This window comes from Georgenia sp. AZ-5, assembly GCF_043952095.1.
GTDB lineage: Bacteria > Actinomycetota > Actinomycetes > Actinomycetales > Actinomycetaceae > Georgenia.
Genome location: NZ_JBINOU010000001.1, coordinates 2,918,130 through 2,933,222 on the forward strand (window position 1 = coordinate 2,918,130; position 15,093 = coordinate 2,933,222).

Annotated in this window: 14 protein-coding genes; 4 read left to right on the forward strand and 10 right to left on the reverse strand. The window is 74.8% G+C overall.

The window, feature by feature from the left end:
- Window positions 1–3: 3 nt before the first annotated feature.
- From ACF0H8_RS13625 to ACF0H8_RS13650, 6 genes are all read right to left on the reverse strand, one after another.
- The gene (locus ACF0H8_RS13625; protein ID WP_395289441.1) at window positions 4–975 is read right to left on the reverse strand and encodes an NAD-dependent epimerase/dehydratase family protein; all 972 of its coding nucleotides are present in this window, start codon (window positions 973–975) and stop codon (window positions 4–6) included.
- On the reverse strand, window positions 972–3,665 hold the full coding sequence (locus ACF0H8_RS13630) for an alpha/beta fold hydrolase (protein WP_395290890.1): 2,694 nt from the start codon (window positions 3,663–3,665) through the stop codon (window positions 972–974). Before ACF0H8_RS13630 ends, ACF0H8_RS13625 begins: the two co-directional genes overlap by 4 nt.
- Window positions 3,659–4,690 (reverse strand): 3-oxoacyl-ACP synthase III, encoded by a 1,032-nt coding sequence (locus ACF0H8_RS13635; protein WP_395289442.1) that lies wholly within the window; start codon window positions 4,688–4,690, stop codon window positions 3,659–3,661. The genes ACF0H8_RS13630 and ACF0H8_RS13635 overlap by 7 nt, the downstream gene beginning before the upstream one ends.
- Before the next feature lie 207 nt (window positions 4,691–4,897).
- On the reverse strand, window positions 4,898–6,031 hold the full coding sequence (locus ACF0H8_RS13640; protein ID WP_395289443.1) for a glycerate kinase: 1,134 nt from the start codon (window positions 6,029–6,031) through the stop codon (window positions 4,898–4,900).
- Window positions 6,032–6,112: 81 nt separating this feature from the next.
- Window positions 6,113–6,274 carry a methionine/alanine import family NSS transporter small subunit gene (locus tag ACF0H8_RS13645; RefSeq protein ID WP_395289444.1) on the reverse strand — a complete coding sequence of 54 codons (162 nt, stop codon included), beginning with the start codon at window positions 6,272–6,274 and terminating at the stop codon, window positions 6,113–6,115.
- Window positions 6,271–7,851 carry a sodium-dependent transporter gene (locus tag ACF0H8_RS13650; RefSeq protein ID WP_395289445.1) on the reverse strand — a complete coding sequence of 527 codons (1,581 nt, stop codon included), beginning with the start codon at window positions 7,849–7,851 and terminating at the stop codon, window positions 6,271–6,273. Before ACF0H8_RS13650 ends, ACF0H8_RS13645 begins: the two co-directional genes overlap by 4 nt.
- 351 nt (window positions 7,852–8,202) lie before the next feature.
- Between ACF0H8_RS13650 and ACF0H8_RS13655 the strand changes: the two genes are divergently transcribed.
- The 4 genes from ACF0H8_RS13655 to ACF0H8_RS13670 all read left to right on the forward strand — a co-directional run bounded on the left by ACF0H8_RS13655 (window position 8,203) and on the right by ACF0H8_RS13670 (window position 11,682).
- On the forward strand, window positions 8,203–8,868 hold the full coding sequence (locus tag ACF0H8_RS13655; RefSeq protein ID WP_395289446.1) for a hypothetical protein: 666 nt from the start codon (window positions 8,203–8,205) through the stop codon (window positions 8,866–8,868).
- Between the two features lie 193 nt (window positions 8,869–9,061).
- The gene (gene deoD / locus ACF0H8_RS13660; RefSeq protein WP_395289447.1) at window positions 9,062–9,769 is read left to right on the forward strand and encodes a purine-nucleoside phosphorylase; all 708 of its coding nucleotides are present in this window, start codon (window positions 9,062–9,064) and stop codon (window positions 9,767–9,769) included.
- Window positions 9,770–10,087: 318 nt separating this feature from the next.
- A complete protein-coding gene (locus ACF0H8_RS13665) occupies window positions 10,088–10,792 on the forward strand; it encodes a hypothetical protein (RefSeq protein WP_395289448.1) in 705 nt (234 codons plus the stop codon).
- A gap of 242 nt (window positions 10,793–11,034) precedes the next feature.
- On the forward strand, window positions 11,035–11,682 hold the full coding sequence (locus ACF0H8_RS13670) for a TetR/AcrR family transcriptional regulator (RefSeq protein ID WP_395289449.1): 648 nt from the start codon (window positions 11,035–11,037) through the stop codon (window positions 11,680–11,682).
- Between the two features lie 125 nt (window positions 11,683–11,807).
- Here the strand turns inward: ACF0H8_RS13670 and ACF0H8_RS13675 are convergent, their stop codons facing one another.
- The 4 genes from ACF0H8_RS13675 to ACF0H8_RS13690 form a co-directional block, all read right to left on the reverse strand.
- Window positions 11,808–12,650: a DNA-3-methyladenine glycosylase family protein gene (locus tag ACF0H8_RS13675; protein WP_395289450.1), complete on the reverse strand. Its 843-nt coding sequence runs from the start codon at window positions 12,648–12,650 to the stop codon at window positions 11,808–11,810.
- Between the two features lie 29 nt (window positions 12,651–12,679).
- Window positions 12,680–13,312, reverse strand: a complete 633-nt coding sequence (locus tag ACF0H8_RS13680; RefSeq protein WP_395289451.1) for a DNA-3-methyladenine glycosylase I — start codon at window positions 13,310–13,312, stop codon at window positions 12,680–12,682.
- A 98-nt stretch (window positions 13,313–13,410) separates the two neighbouring features.
- Window positions 13,411–14,019, reverse strand: a complete 609-nt coding sequence (locus tag ACF0H8_RS13685; protein WP_395289452.1) for a methylated-DNA--[protein]-cysteine S-methyltransferase — start codon at window positions 14,017–14,019, stop codon at window positions 13,411–13,413.
- A complete protein-coding gene (locus ACF0H8_RS13690; protein ID WP_395289453.1) occupies window positions 14,016–14,486 on the reverse strand; it encodes an RNA polymerase sigma factor in 471 nt (156 codons plus the stop codon). Before ACF0H8_RS13690 ends, ACF0H8_RS13685 begins: the two co-directional genes overlap by 4 nt.
- Between the last annotated feature and the right edge of the window lie 607 nt (window positions 14,487–15,093).

Consider the following 15,093-nt stretch of genomic DNA (forward strand, 5'->3'; position numbering starts at 1 on the left):
GTGTCAGCTCGTGCCGTAGTGGCGCGCGAGGCGGGCGAAGCCCTCGTCGAGGCTGACGACGGGGCGCCACCGGAGCATCTCGCGGGTGCGGCGCAGGTCGAACCAGTGCGCCGTCGACAGCTGCTCGGCGAGGAACCGGGTCATCGGCGGCTCGTCCTCACCCGGGCGCACCGCCCAGACCGCCTCGATCGCGGCGCCGGCCGCCCGCGCGAGGCGGCCGGGCACCGACCAGCGCGGCGCGGGCACCCCGCCCGCGGCGCACATGGCGGCCAGCAGCTCGTACACCGGTCGCGGCTCGCCGTTCGTCACCACGAAGGCCTCGCCGTGCGCGTGCTCGGCCCGGTCGAGGGCTGCGACGATCGCGCTGACGGCGTTGTCGACGTACGTGGTGTCGATGAGCGCCGCCCCGGCGTCCAGGCGGGGCAGCCGCCCGGCGCGTGCACGGTCCACCACCCGCTGCACCAGCTGCGTGTCCCCCGGGCCCCACACGATGTGCGGTCGCACGGCCAGGACGGCGAAGCCCGGGGCGTCCGCGGCGAGGGCGAGGAGCTCCGCGGCGGCCTTGGTCCGCGCGTAGCTGCCGCGGGCCAGGTCGGGCTGGGCGCGGCCGGCCCCCTCGCCCACGATGGAGGTGCCGGTGTGCGCCACGGAGGGGGAGGAGACGAACACGAACCGTCGCGCGCCGGCGGCGCGGGCGGCGTCGAGCAGGATGCGGGTGCCGCCGACGTTGGTGCGCTCGAACTCGGCCGGCGCCCCGGCGAAGGAGACCTTCGCCGCCAGGTGGACGACGGCGTCCTGGCCCGCCGTGGCCGCGGCGACGACGGCTGCGTCCTCGACGGAGCCGCGCACGTCCCGGGCCCCGGACACGCCGGAGGGGCGGCGCTGCAGGGTGGTGACCTCGTCGCCACGGGCGCTGAGCGCCGCCGCCACCTCGCGGCCCAGCATCCCGCTCGCACCCGTCACGAGGACCTTCACGGGTTGGTCACCCGCTCCCCCGCCAGCACGCCCGAGGCCCACGCGGCCAGGCGGGCCCGCTCGACCTTGGAGTTGTGCCGCACGTCGGTGGGCACCTTCGGCACGCGGAGCACGGCGGCGACCGGGACGTCGACGGCGGCGCGGACGGCGCGGGCCAGCCCGGCGGGAGCCAGGGCCGCCTTCCGGCGGGCGCCTGGGTCCACCGCGGCGTCGGTCTCGACCACCACGACGACCTGCTGCGCCCCCACGGGTCCCACCCCGACCGCGGCCGCGCGGGTGACCCCGCGGATGCCGAGGACGTCGTTCTCGATCTGCACCGGGGTCACCACGCCCTGCGGCGTGACGATGACGTGCGTGAGCCGGCCCTCGACCCACAACCGCCCGGCGGCGTCGAGGTGGCCGACGTCGCCCGTGCGGTGCCAGCCGGGCCAGGTGGCCGAGTGGTCCTGGGTGGCCCAGAGCTGGTCGTAGCGGTCCTTGAGGTTGGGCGCCGTCACGACCACCTCGCCCGTCACGCCGGGGGCGTCGGTGGGATCTCCGGTCGCCCGGCCGGCGTCGTCGAGCGGGGCGATCCGCACCTGGGCACCGGGCACGGGCGTCCCGACGCAGCTGCCGCCCCCCGCCCCCGTGACGGTGCCCGCCGCGGCGTCGGCCTCGGCGGCGAGGATCTCCTCGAGGGAGACGTCCGTGAGGGGCAGGGCCTCGGTCATGCCGTAGGGGGTGTGCAGCTCGGCGGCGGGCATGATCTCGCGGGCCTGCGCCAGCCGCTCGGACGAGATCGGGGCCCCCGCCGACAGGAACAGCCGCACCCGGGCGAGGGCGTCGCGCTGCTCCGGGCTGAGGCCCGGCGCGGTGCGGACCGCGTTGGCCAGCGCGGACGGCGAGGCGAAGACGGCGTAGGCGTCGATCGCCGCGGCGGCGTCGGCCAGGGCCGCCGCCGTCAGCGTGGCCGGCGCGGTGACGTCCATGTCCGGCGTGGCGCTCGTGGCGCCGAGCGCGGTGCCGAGCAGCGCGAAGGGCGCGAACCCGGCGACGAAGCTGCGCTCGGGCGAGAGCCCGTAGGTGTCGGCGACGACGTCGCGCATGCCGGCCAGCCGGCGGTGCGTGTACACCACGCCCTTGGCGGGCCCGGTGGAGCCGGAGGTGAACAGGATGGCGGCGTCGGAGTCCGGGTCCGGCTCGGGCGGAAGCGCGGTGCCCGCGGCCTCGAGCTCGGCGCCGCGGGCGAGCAGCTCCCGCACGCTGCCGAAGATCCGGATGGTGCGGCGGCGGCTGTGGGCGGTGCGCGGCGGGGTGTAGCCGACGTCGTGCCCGGAGGGCACGGCGACGAACTTCCGGCCCGGCCAGCCAAGGGCCCGGGCGGCGACCAGCGCCTTCTCGATGCCGATGATGTGGTCGGGGGCCGCGCCCTTCACGGCGCGGGTCAGCCCTTTGATCCCCAGGCCGGCGTCGGCGAGCACGACCGTGGCCCCGAGCCGCAGGCACGCGAACAGCGCGGTGGTCAGGTCCACCCCGGGCGGCACGAGCAGGCTGACCCGGTGACCGGGCCGCACGCCGGAGTCGGCCAGGCCCAGGGCGAGGTGGTGCACCCGGGACGCCAGCTCCGCCCAGCTCAGCTCCGAGCGCCCGGAGGCGCTGAGGGCCACGACCGCGGCCCGCGGGGAGCCGGACTGCTCGAGCAGCGCCGCGTACAGCGGCCGGTAAGGGTGGGGGGCGGTGGGCGGCGCGGGCAGGGCGGCGGGCCCGGCCGGCGCCCCGGCCGCGGCGGCGGGCGAGCCGATGCCGCGGCGCTCGAGCCAGCGCACGACCGTGCCGGCGACGTCGGCGTCCTCCAGGAGCAGGTGGCCGGCGCCCTCGAACCGGTGCACGTCCGCGTGCGGCAGCCGGGTGATGAGGTCGCGCAGGTAGCGCTCGTAGAAGACCGGGTCCCGCGGGCCCCACAGCAGCAGCGCGGGCACGCCCACGCGGGCCAGGCCGGTCGCGATGCGCTCGAGCTCGGCGTGGCTGGGGTGGTGCGCGTCGACGGGGATGTCCTCGACGAAGAACCCGATCCCCCGGCGCCGGTCGGCGGAGCGGTACGGCGCCCGGTAGGCGGCCCGCACGTCCGGCGGCAGCGGGGGGCGCGCCAGGGACAGCGTGACGTCGAGGAAGGCCGGGGTGAGCGTGGTCGCGGGGTCGTGCACGGTCGCGTGGCGCGCCAGGCGGAGCAGGTACGGCACCCGCTTGCCGGACGGCTGGTGCACGCCCGTGTTCGTCAGCACGACGCCGGCGAGCTCGCGCAGGTGGTCGACGGCCCAGCCGGCCGACACCACACCGCCCCAGTCGTGCCCCACGGTGACCACGGGCAGCCCGTCCCAGGCGGGCCCGGACAGGCCGAGCGCGTCGGTGAGGGCGCCGAGCTGGGCCACCCGGTCGGCGAGGCGGTAGGGGGTGCCGGTGCGCTCGGAGAAGCCCATCTCGAGCTGGTCGACGGCGACGACCCGCCAGCCCGCCGCCGCGCCGGCCGCGAGGACCGAGCGGAAGAGGTAGGACCAGGTGGGGTTGCCGTGCACGCACAGCACGGTGCCGCGCGGCGCGCGGTCCAGGGAGGCGGCGTTGTCCAGGTAGTGCCAGCGGTGGCCGCCCACCTCCGCCTCGTGGGACCAGGCCGGGTCGACCCCGGGGGCGTCGACGACCGCGGCGGTCACCAGGCCAGCTCCAGCAGCGCGGTGTTCAGGCCGGAGCCCACGCCGAGGCACATCACCCGGTCGCCGGCCGTCAGCGACTCCGCCTGCTCGGAGAGCGTCATGGCGATGGAGGCGGGGCCGACGTTGCCCCACCGGTCGAACGTCACCGGGACGGCGCCCGGGTCGAGCGCCATGGCGTCGACGATGGCCTTGGTGTACGGCGTGGAGATCTGGTGGGTGACGTACCGGTCCAGCCCCGACCAGTGCCAACCGTCCCGCTCGGCCTCGTGCCAGGCGTCGGTGACGAGCGCCAGGCCGTGCCTGAGCAGGTTCTTGGTGTCGGTGGTCATCTTGCCGAAGGAGCCCACGCACAGCCGGTTGTGCTCGGTGCCGGCGCGGGAGACGCCGCCGAGGATGCGGTGGCCGTCGGGCCGCTCGGAGGCGCGCCCGACCACGACGGCGGCGGCGCCGTCGCCGAGGGTGAGGGAGGCGAACTGGTCCTGGTAGTCGCGCCGGGTGGCGTCCGGCTCGAGGAGCCGGGAGAGGGTGTCCTCCTGGGTCGGGCGGACGTCCTCGCCGTTGACGATGACCGCGTACTCGACCTGCCCGGCCTCGATCATGGTGGCGGCCAGCTGCAGCCCGTTGACGAAGCCGACGCAGGCGTTGGTGACGTCGAAGTTGAGCGCGGAGGACGGCAGCCCCATCCGGTCGTGCACCCGGACGGCGACCGAGGGCTCGAGCGTGCGCCGCGAGACGGAGGTGTTCACCAGCAGCCCCACCTGGGACGGGTCCACGCCGGCCTCGGCCAGCGCCTTGCTGCCCGCCTCGGCGGCCATGTCCTCGAACTCGGTGCCGGGCGCCCACCAGCGGCGCTCCCGCACGCCGGAGACGCGCTCAAGGAGGTTGTCAGGCAGCCGCAGCCGCTTGCGGGCGGGGGCGAGACGCTCCTCGAACTCCGCGGACGTCACCACCACCGGGGCCTCGATGTGGGAGAGACCCACGACTGCGCTGTCGCGGTACCGGAAGCTCGCGTTGCCCTTGTTCGCCACCTGCCAAGGTTAAGGACCGGTCGGGCGCCTCCGCATGCGCATGCGCGGCGCGATACCGGCCACCGCGGGCCGCGGGCGCGCCGGCGAACCGTTTGCGGAGCGGCCACGAGCCGCGCGGTGCCGGGCGGGCGCCGCTCCGCGCTGGCGTGCCGCCGGCCGGGGGCGTGTGAGCAACGCCTCGCCGGGCGACGCGCCCGGGCGCGGTGCTCAGCGCCGCAGCGTCAGCACCCGGAACACCGTCTCCACGGCGGCCTGCAGGTTCGCGGGCCCGTCCGCGAGCGCCGTGGGCAGGTCGGTGACCGAGCGCACGATGGGCACCAGGGCGGCGAAGCCGTAGTCGTAGAGGACCTCCGCCCCCTCCCCGATCCGACCGGCGAACGCGATGACGGGCACCCCGTGGCGACTCGCGGCCTGCGCGACGCCGAACGGCGTCTTGCCGCGCACCGTCTGGGCGTCCACGCAGCCCTCGCCGGTGAGGACCAGGTCCGCCCCGGTCATCCGGTCCTCGAGCCGGGCGGCCCGCATGACGACGTCGACGCCGCGGGCCATGGTGGACTCGAAGAACGCCAGGAAGGCGGCGCCCAGGCCCCCGGCGGCGCCGGCCCCTGGCCGCGCGGCGACGTCCCGCCCGGTGGCGCGGGCGATCGCCGCCGCCCACACGCCCAGCGCGCCGTCCAGCAGGGGCACCGCGTCCGGCGTGGCGCCCTTCTGCGGCCCGAACACGGCGCTGGCGCCCTGCGGGCCGAGGAGCGGGTTGGTCACGTCGGAGGCGATCTCCACCGTCAGCTCCCGCACCCGCGGGTCGAGCCCGCTCAGGTCGAGGGTGGCCAGGCGAGCCAGCGGCCCGGCCCCCGGCGGCAGCTCCGCGCCGCCCGCGTCGCGCAGCGAGGCGCCGAGCGCCTGCATCATGCCCGCGCCGCCGTCGTTCGTGACCGAGCCGCCGAGGCCGACGACGAGCCGGCGGGCGCCCCGGTCGAGCGCGTCGCGCACCAGCTCGCCGAGCCCGGCGCTGGAGGCCCGCAGCGGGTCGCGGTCGGCGGGGGCGACCAGGTCGATGCCCACCGCGGCGGCCACCTCCACGATGGCGAGCGCCTGGGCCGGGACGAACCCGTAGCGGGCACGGACCGGGCGGCCGAGCGGGTCGTGGACGTCCGCCGCGACGAGCTCCCCGCCCGTCGCCGCCACCAGCGCGGCGGTGGTGCCCTCCCCGCCGTCGGCCATGGGGACGCCCACGCAGTGCGCGTCGGGGACGACGGCGCGCACCCCGCGCTCCATCGCCTCGACCGCCTGGTGGGCGGTCATGGACTCCTTGAAGGAGTCGGGCGCGAGGACGATCTTCAAAGCCGGGCCCCTTCCCACGACGGGGCGTCGCGGGCAGCGGCGCCGCCCACACCCTATGGCGGCGCCGTGACGCGGGACCCGCTACAGCGCGCGGTGCGGCTCGTCCTCCTCGCCGCCGAGCAGCGTCCCGACGTCCTCGCTCTCGTCCAGGGGGTGCCGGACGAGGAAGACGATGGAGAGGACCAGGCCGCCCCAGACGACCAGGATGGCGACGATGAGCATGACGATCGCTACGGGGGTCATCGGTTCGCCTCCGGCTCGGTCGTGCCCGCCCGCAGCGGTGTGCCGGCGGCGGCGGGCAGCGGCTCAGGGGTGAAGTCGTCGACCGGCCGGCGCCACGGGATCAGCGCGAAGACCACCGACAGGACCACCGAGGCGCCCACCACGCCCCAGCCGACCCCGTTGACGAAGCTCCACGGGTAGCCGCTGTAGGGCTGTTCGAAGAGCCCGAGCACGGTGGAGACGAGCATCCACAGCAGTACCACCGGGACCACGACGCCCACGAGCACCCGCCACCACAGGCCCAGCCGGGCGGTGGAGACGGCGTTGAGGTGGGCCTGCAGCTCGGGCAGCTTGCGCGCCCCGTACGTCACCAGCAGGCACATGACGATGGCGGACGTCACGACGCCCACCTCGTTGATGTACTTGTCGGCGGTGTCCAGCAGCGCCAGCGACGAGGTGGTGGAGTACAGGGCGAGGGAGATCAGGGCGCACAGCCCACCGATGTAGATCGCGGCCTGCACCCGGGTGAGGTTGAACTTCTCCTGGAACGCGGCCGAGATGACCTGCAGGATCGAGATCAGCGAGGTGAACCCCGCCAGGGTCAGCGAGGTGAAGAAAAGTAGCCCGAAGATGGGCCCGCCCGGCATGAGCGAGATGATCTGCGGGAAGGTGACGAAGCTCAGCGAGACACCCGTGAGGTTCTCGACCTGCCCCACGCCGACCCCCTGCTGGGCGGCCATGAAGCCGAGCGTGGCGAACACGCCGATGCCGGCGAGGATCTCGAACGAGGAGTTCGCGAAGGCGGCCACGTACGACGTCGGCACCAGGTTGGCCCGCCGGCGCAGGTAGCTGGAGTAGGTGAGCATGATCCCGAAGGCGACCGACAGCGAGAAGAAGATCTGGCTGTAGGCGGCGATCCACACCTGCGGGTTGGCGAGCGCCGCCCAGTTCGGGGTGAAGAAGGCGTTGAGGCCCTCCGCGGCGCCCTCGAGGAACAGGGCGCGCACCACCAGGATCATGAACAGGACCACCAGCATCGGCAGGAACACCTTGTTGGCGCGCTCGAGCCCGCCCTGCACGCCGAGCGCCAGGATCAGCAGGGTCACCACCCACAGGACGAGCATGGGCCAGAAGATGCCGCCCACGAAGTCGGTGCTGAACCCTGGGCCGGTGTACCCGAGCAGGTCCTCCATCAAGAAGGTGCCGGGGTCCGAGCCCCAGGCCTCGGTGACGGAGAAGCCGACGTAGCGGATCGCCCAGACGACGATCACCGTGTAGTACGTCGCGATGATGAACGCGATCGCCACCTGGAACCAGCCCAGGGCCTCGAACCGCCGCCCGAGGCGCCGGAAGGTCGCCGGGGCGGACCCGCGGTACCGGTGGCCGAGGGCATAGTCGAGGAGCAGCACCGGGATGCCCGCGGTGAGCAGGGCGGTGAGGTACGGGATGAGGAACGCGCCGCCGCCGTTCTCGTAGGCGACGCCCGGGAACCGCCAGATGTTGCCGAGGCCGACGGCGGAGCCGATCGCCGCCAGGAGGAACCCCAGCTGGCCGGACCACTGCTCCCGGTCGACGTGCGGAGCCTTTGGTGAGGTCATGGTCGCCACCTTCGTGCCAGGTGGTTCCCGTCGCAATCGGTGGGACGGGGTCGGGCACGGGACCGCGGGGATCGCCCCGGTCCGCGCTCCCAGTATCCACACCGTGGAGAGGCGTGGCACGGCGGCGCAGGATCCGTCCCCCAGATCGCGGCCCGCCAGGCTCCAGCCCCTCGGCCGCGGCGCCGAGCTGGCCACCCGGCGGCTCTGGAGCTCATCACCGCCGGGGCTCTCTGCCGCGTCTTTCCGGCGTTTTTCGTCCCCATCTCGGTGCCGGTGACCCGTTGCACCCGCATGTGATGTAGCCCACACTCATCAGTACTCCGGTACCCAACGGCAGTCGAGGTGAGGTCAATGCGCAGCAACGAGACAGACTTCCTCCCGGTCCTCGGCCGGGGCAAGCACCGGAGCCCGCGTCGCGGCGCGTGCTTCATGGAGATGGCCTCGGTACTCGCCGGCGAGCGGTGGAGCGACCACCCCGCGTGCACGCACCCGCTGCTCGCGCACCTCGCCCGGCTGGTCAACGACTTCACCTCCGACCGCAGCCGCCAGCGCCTCGCCCAGCTCATCCCGTCCGTCATCGGCCTGAAGAGCTCGGACCCGCGCTGGGACCACGAGATCGCGCTGCTCGTCGCCACCCGCGCGCTGCCGTACGCGTCGGCGCTGCGGCGCCCGACGGTGGCCGTGGGGATCCTCTCGTGCGAGCGGCTGCTCGCCCAGAGCGAGGGCCGGCCGCTCGGCTCCCTGCGCCCGTCCAGCCAGGAGGCGCTCGACCAGGACCCGGCGGCTGCCGGCTGGGCCATGCAGTTCGCCCGGCAGATGGGTTCCGAGCACATCACCCGCCACCCGGGGCCGGCCATCCTGGAGTACGCCGTCCCCGCGATCGCGCACTCGCGCGGTGCGGACGCCGACCTGATCCTCCACGACCTCCTCGTCTCGGCGATCGAGCTGTGCCAGGAGCTCACGAAGGCGGAGACGGCGGTCGAGCAGGCGCCGGAGGCGAGCCCCCTAGCACGCTGACGCGGTCGGCGCGACCGGCATCCCGACCGGGCCCTGCCCGGGCGTCCGAGCGGCGTCCGGGCAGGGCCCGGTCGTGCGCCGTCCCGGGGCCGTGCGAGCATGTACGGCGCCTGGCCCGGCGCGGGCCGGCACACCGCACCGAGCGCCGCCGGCCACCGCACAGCGGCGCGCCCGGCCCAGCCGAAGGAGCCTCATGGCCACCCCGCACATCGCCGCCGAGAAGGGCGACTTCGCCCCCGCCGTCCTCATGCCGGGCGACCCCCGGCGCGCCGAGCGCATCGCCGCCCTGCTGATGCCGGACGCCCGGAAGGTCTCGGACGTGCGGGGCATCGGCGCCTACACCGGCACCGTGGACGGCAAGCCGCTCAGCGTCATGGCCTCCGGGATGGGCATGCCGTCCCTCGGCATCTACGCCAACGAGCTGTACTCCCAGTACGACGTCCAGCGCATCATCCGGGTGGGGACCGCCGGCGGTCTCGCGCACAAGGTGAAGGTGGGAGACGTCGTCATCGCGCTGGGGGCGCACACCGACTCCGCGATGAACACGACCCGCATCCCCGGCATCCACTTCTCGGCGGTCGCGTCCTACCCGCTGGTGGCGGCCGCCGTGGCCGCGGCCGGTGACGCGGCGGACGTCCACGTGGCGCCGGTGGTCTCCCGGGACCACTTCTACGGCAACCCCGCGGAGCAGATCCGGGCGCTGGCGGACTACGGCACGCTCGCCGTCGAGATGGAGGCCGCGGGCCTGTACGGCATCGCCGCCCAGTACGACCGCGAGGCGCTGGCCGTCCTGACGATCTCGGACCACCTGCTGGACCCCTCCCGCGACATGAGCGCCGAGGACCGGGAGAGCAACTTCCAGCGGGCGCTCGGGCTCGCCGTCGCCGCCGCGCACTGCTGACGGCCGGCCAGGCCCCCTCCCGGCCCGTTCAGTCCGGCCGTCCCGGCGCGGGCTCGAGAACGAGAACCGGGATAGCGGGCGCTGCGCTCCTGGTGGCGGGCGTAGGTCGGGAACGCCGCGACCGCGCGCTGCCACCAGCGCTCGCGCTCCGGGCCGTGCACGTCCCGCGCCGCAACCCGTGGTGACGACACCACGGAGCGGCACACCCCAAGTCAGCTACAGGCGTCGGGCGCACCCGTTGCGCCGCCTCCTGCCGTGCCGCAGACTGGTGTGACGTCAAGCACGTCGCCCAGTGCCGAGGCCGGTGAGACCGCGATGATGACAAACGACCAGCCGGACATGCTCCCGATGCTCTCGCGAGGGAAGCACCGGAACCCCCGCCGCGGCGCCTGCTTCATGGAGCTCGCGTCGTTCCTCGCAGGCGAGCGGTGGAGCGACCGCCCCGCCTGCACCCATCCGCTGCTCGCGCACCTGGCCCGCCTGGTCAACGACTGCACGTCCGACCGGGCGCGCCCGCAGCTGGCGCCGCTGATCCCGTCCGTGATCGGTCTGACCAGCAAGGACCCACGCTGGAACCACGAGATCGCACTGCTCGCGGCCACCACGGCACTGCCGATCGTGGCGGAGGAGACCCAGCGGGCGCTCGCCGTCGGGGTGCTCAGCGTGGACAGGATGCTCGCGGAGTCCGACGGTCGCCCGGCCGGCACCCTGCGCGCGACCACGGAGGCCGCGCTCACCGAGGTGCCGCTGGCCGCGCGCTGGGCGCGCGACTTCATCGCCCACGGCGTGATCGGGCCCGTCCGCTACCACCCCGGTCCGGTGATCCTGGACTTCGCCGTCCCCGGTATCGCCACGGCCTGCGTGCGGGACGCCGACGACCGCCTGCGCGGGCTGCTCACGGCGGCCATCGCCCTGTGCGAGCGCCTGGCGGCCGAGGACCGGCGCGACGCCACGCCGGCCGAGAAGGCCACGCTCCGCCCGGAGCACTGGGTCGGCGTGGTGTCTCCCGCTACCGTGCGCTAGCACTCAGGGCGACGGAGGGCAGGCGTGCGCGCCTGCCCTCCGGCACGTCCGGGCCTGCCCTTGGCACGTCCGGACCCGGATCCCGCTAGTCCGCCAGGCGCGCTCCGAGGCCATCCCTCGTGCCTTCGCGGCCGTGTGAGGGCGGCCGAAAATTTGTCGTCGAATGTCGGACTGTTGTGCGCGTGACTCAACTTCCCCGCCGGTACCCTCCTGAGCAAGCCGTCAAGGAAGGGGCTGGAACCATGACGCAGCAGCAGCAGACCCCCGCGCCCGAGCAGCCTCCCGTGCGGCGGGGTCCGGGTCGTCCGCGGCATGCGGACACCGAGGCACGCGCCTACCGGGCGGTGCTCGAGCTGTTCGGCCAGAAGGGCTGGTCCGGTCTGAGTCTCGACGGCGTGGCGACGCATGCCGGGATCGGCAAGTCGTCGATCTACCTGAGATGGAAGGACAAGCGCGACCTCCTCATGGACGCCCTCCATGACCTCGAGGCGCACCTGGCGGTGCCGGACGACGAGAACATGAGCCTGCGGGACTACCTGGTGGCGCACGCCAAGGCGCGGGGCGAGCTCTACCTCGGCGAGCACGGCCGGGCGCTGTCGCACCTGTACTCGGCGGCGCAGGCGAACCCGGTGGAGTTCGCCGAGATCCGCCAGCAGAACATCAGCCGCGGCGTGCTCAGCCTGCACGGCCGGATCGAGAAGGCCGTCCAGGACGGCGAGCTCCCCAAGGACACGCCGGTCTTCCACCTGCTCGACGCCATCGAGGGCGCCGTGCTCGTGCACGTGCTGTTCAGCTGGCCCAAGGAGAAGGACACCATCCGCGCCGGGCTCGAGGACTACGTCAACACACTCGTCGACATCCAGCTGCGGGGCATCGGAGCGATGGCCTGACCGTGTGCCGCGGCGACCTCTCGCCGCGGCACCGGCACGCGGCCGTGGCGCACTGGCCACGGCCGCAGGTGAGTGCGCCGGCCGTGACACACGAGCCACGGCCGGGCACGCGACCATGGCCCGGGTCAGTAGGCCGCGCGCGTCCACAGGTGGGTCACCGCGTAGGCGCGGAAGGGGCGCCACGCCTCCGCCCGCCCGGTCGCCGCCGCGGAGGCGAGGCCACCGAGCGCGCGCCGCAGCACCAGGTCCGTGGCGGGGAACGCGTCGCGGTCGCCGAGGGCGCGCAGCGCCAGATAGTCGGCCGTCCACGCCCCGATGCCCGGCAGCGCCAGCAGCCGGTGGCGCACGGCCGTGGCGTCCTCGTCGGGAGTGAGGCGCAGGCCGTCGGCGCAGGCGGCGGCGAGGGCGCCCAGCGTGCGGGCGCGGGCCCCGGTGATCCCCACCGCCGCCCGCAGGTCCTCGGGGTCGGCGGCGGCCAGGGTCGCGGGCCGGGGAAAGGCGAGGAGGCCCTGGCCCGCCGGCGCTCCGAAGGCGGCGACGAGCCGGCCCGCGAAGGTGCGCGCCGCGGCCAGGGAGACCTGCTGGCCGAGCACGGTGACCGCGGCGGCCTCGAAGCCGTCGACGTGGCCCAGGACGCGCAGCCCGGGGTTGCGCTCGAGGAGCGGTCGAAGCAGCGGGTCGGCCGCGAGGACGCCGGCGATCTCACCGAGCTCGGCGTCGAGGTCCAGCCACCGGCGCACGAGCCGGACCACCGCACCCTCCGCCGCCGGGTGCGGCAGGTCGAGCTCGGCGTCCACCCGGTCGGCGCCGAGGCACACCGTGACGACCGCGGTCCCGCAGGCCGTGGGCACCGTCCTGCTGTGCCGGGCGGCGCCCGGGGCCGACCGCTCGGCGCCCGGCAGGGCGTGGGCGGCCATGGCGGCGAGCACGGGGGCGACGGCGAAGGGCGGGCTCAGCGGCAGGGGCACGGTCCGCCTGGCCCGGCCACCTTGCCCCGTCACAGCGGCGTGCCGTCGGGCGCCCACAGGCCGGAGCTGCCGCGCCGGTGGGAACCGACCAGATGGGTGTCGATCAACCCGATCGCCTCCATGAGGGCGAACATGGTGGTCGGACCGACGAAGGCGAAGCCGCGCCGGCGCAGCTCCTTGGACAGGGCCACGGACTCCGGGCTGGACGCCGGGACGTCGCTCAGCGCGCGAGGGGCGGGCGTGACCGCCGGGCGGTAGGACCACACGAGCGCGTCCAGCCCGCCGTCCTGGCGCAGCGCCACCGTGGCCCGGGCGTTGGTGACCGTCGCGCGGATCTTGGCGGCGTTGCGGATGATTCGGGCGTCGCCGAGGAGCCGCTTCACATCGGCCTCGGTGAACGCCGCCACCGCGTCGGGTGCGAAGCCGTGGAACACCTCCCGAAAGGCCGGCCGCTTGCGCAGGACGGTCGCCCACGACAGCCCGGCCTGGAACGCCTCCAGGCTGATCCGCTCGAAGATGCCCTGCTCCCCACGCACGGGCACGCCCCACTCGGTGTCGTAGTACTCGCGCAGCAGCGGGTCCGCGGCCGCCCACGCCGGTCGCGCGAGCCCGTCCCCGCCCGTCACGAGGTCTGCGGTGGCGGCGTCCTGCGGAGGTGTCATGGCACCACTCTCCCAGGCGGCACCCACACGCCGTCGCACCGCTGGGGAGCGGCGCCGCGGGCCCTGGTGCCCGTACCCATGCGGTGAATCGTGGCGACTCAGGCGGCCACGACGCCCTCGAGCGCGAGCAGCTGCTTCTTCGTCGCCAGCCCGCCAAGGTAGCCGCCGAGCGAGCCGTCCGAGCGCAGGACGCGGTGGCACGGCACCACGACCGGCAGCGGGTTGGTGGCGCACGCCGTCCCGACCGCTCGCACGGCGCGGGGCCGCCCGGCGGCGGCGGCCACCTGCGTGTAGCTGGCGGTGCGCCCGTACGGGATGTCGGGCAGGTGGCTGAGCACCTCCCGCCGGAAGCCGCCGGCCAGCCGCAGGTCGACGGGGAGGTCGAACGCCCGGCGGCGGCCGGCCAGGTACTCCTCGATCTGCCGGGCGGCGTCGTCCAAGCGCGCCGGGGCGCGCAGCACCCGGGGGCTCACCAGGGCCGCCAGCCGCTCGAGCACCGCGTCGTGCCCCTCGCTCTCGAACGCCACCCGGACCAGTCCTCCACCGGTGGCGGCGAGGAGCAGCGACCCCAGGGGGGTGTCGAGGGTCCGGTAGGCGACGTCCAGCGCGCCGGCGGCGTCCGCGTCGGCGACGAGCCGGGCGTGCAGCCGCTCGAGGTCGTCCGGCTCCACGTCGGCGAGCGGGCGCAGCGGGTCGGTGGTGGTCATCTGGCGCCTCCCAGCGTCGATCGCAGCTGCTTCATGCCGTCCGCGGCCGCCCGGCGGGCCGCCGCCTCGGTGCCGCCCAGCAGCCCGGCGACGTCCGCGTACGGCAGCCCGACGAGGTGGTGGTAGGCGATCGCCTCCCGCTGGCGGACGGTCAGGCCGCGCAGCGCCCTCCAGAGCTCCTCCTCCGGCTCCGCGGGGTTGCCCTCGCCGGTGGACCGCTCGGGCAGCTCCGCCACCGGGACGGCGCGGCGCAGCCGCGCCCGGTGCAGGTCGATGGCCTTGCGCCTGGCGATCGTGACCAGCCAGGCCTCGACGTTCGCCCCCGCCTCCAGGCGGGGGTAGGCCCGCAGCGCCGCCAGGAACGTCTCGGACCAGGCGTCCTCAGCGTCCGCCGGGCCCAGGACGGCCCGGCACACGCGCAGCACGGCGGCGCCGTGCTCCTGCACGACCTGCTCGAACGGCTTCACACCAGGCAGACGCCCCGGCGGCCCGGAACGTGAGGTGCGGGCCGTGGCCGGGCGCCGGGGCAGCTCACCACGGCCACCTCGGGTCCCTCCCCCGCCCACCGGGCGGCTGAAGTTGATCGCTAATCCGAAAGGCTCCGGATCGTTGGAACTGTGCGGCTCCGGTCCGAGTGTATGGCGCCCATGCCCCCTACGTGCCACTACGGGTTGACGCCGACGTCTCCCGGTGCCGGACTCCGACGCTGGCTCCGCTCAAACCCATTGTCGGGAGTCGGTACAGAGCACCTCGCAACTGACGCACCGTGCGGTTTCGCCGCCCAGACGCTCCAGAACGTACCACCCCGCCTACCCTGCGTTGTGTCAGACAGGGCTTCCCGCTGCTGATCGGCGGCATGGTGGCCCACCGCATCACGCTGTTACCGACACGCGGCCGGGCCGTCACGCGGCTCTTCCAAGCGCAGTTGACCGCAAGGTGGCTGCGCTCACGCGTGGTAGTCCTCGTCGGTGACGTGCTCGAGCCAGGTCGTAGTGGTGGCGGTTCTTCGGCCGTGTCCAGCATGGCCACGTGCTCCATGAAGGAGTCGGGATTGGCGGGGCCACAAACGCCGCC

Bases quoted from the DNA above. Each gene is read 5' to 3' on its own strand.
- ACF0H8_RS13645 (WP_395289444.1), bottom strand. From the start codon at position 6,274: ATGACCCCCGTAGCGATCGTCATGCTCATCGTCGCCATCCTGGTCGTC.
- ACF0H8_RS13650 (WP_395289445.1), bottom strand. From the start codon at position 7,851: ATGACCTCACCAAAGGCTCCGCACGTCGACCGGGAGCAGTGGTCCGGC.
- ACF0H8_RS13655 (WP_395289446.1), top strand. From the start codon at position 8,203: ATGCGCAGCAACGAGACAGACTTCCTCCCGGTCCTCGGCCGGGGCAAG.
- deoD (WP_395289447.1), top strand. From the start codon at position 9,062: ATGGCCACCCCGCACATCGCCGCCGAGAAGGGCGACTTCGCCCCCGCC.
- ACF0H8_RS13665 (WP_395289448.1), top strand. From the start codon at position 10,088: ATGACAAACGACCAGCCGGACATGCTCCCGATGCTCTCGCGAGGGAAG.
- ACF0H8_RS13670 (WP_395289449.1), top strand. From the start codon at position 11,035: ATGACGCAGCAGCAGCAGACCCCCGCGCCCGAGCAGCCTCCCGTGCGG.
- ACF0H8_RS13680 (WP_395289451.1), bottom strand. From the start codon at position 13,312: ATGACACCTCCGCAGGACGCCGCCACCGCAGACCTCGTGACGGGCGGG.
- ACF0H8_RS13685 (WP_395289452.1), bottom strand. From the start codon at position 14,019: ATGACCACCACCGACCCGCTGCGCCCGCTCGCCGACGTGGAGCCGGAC.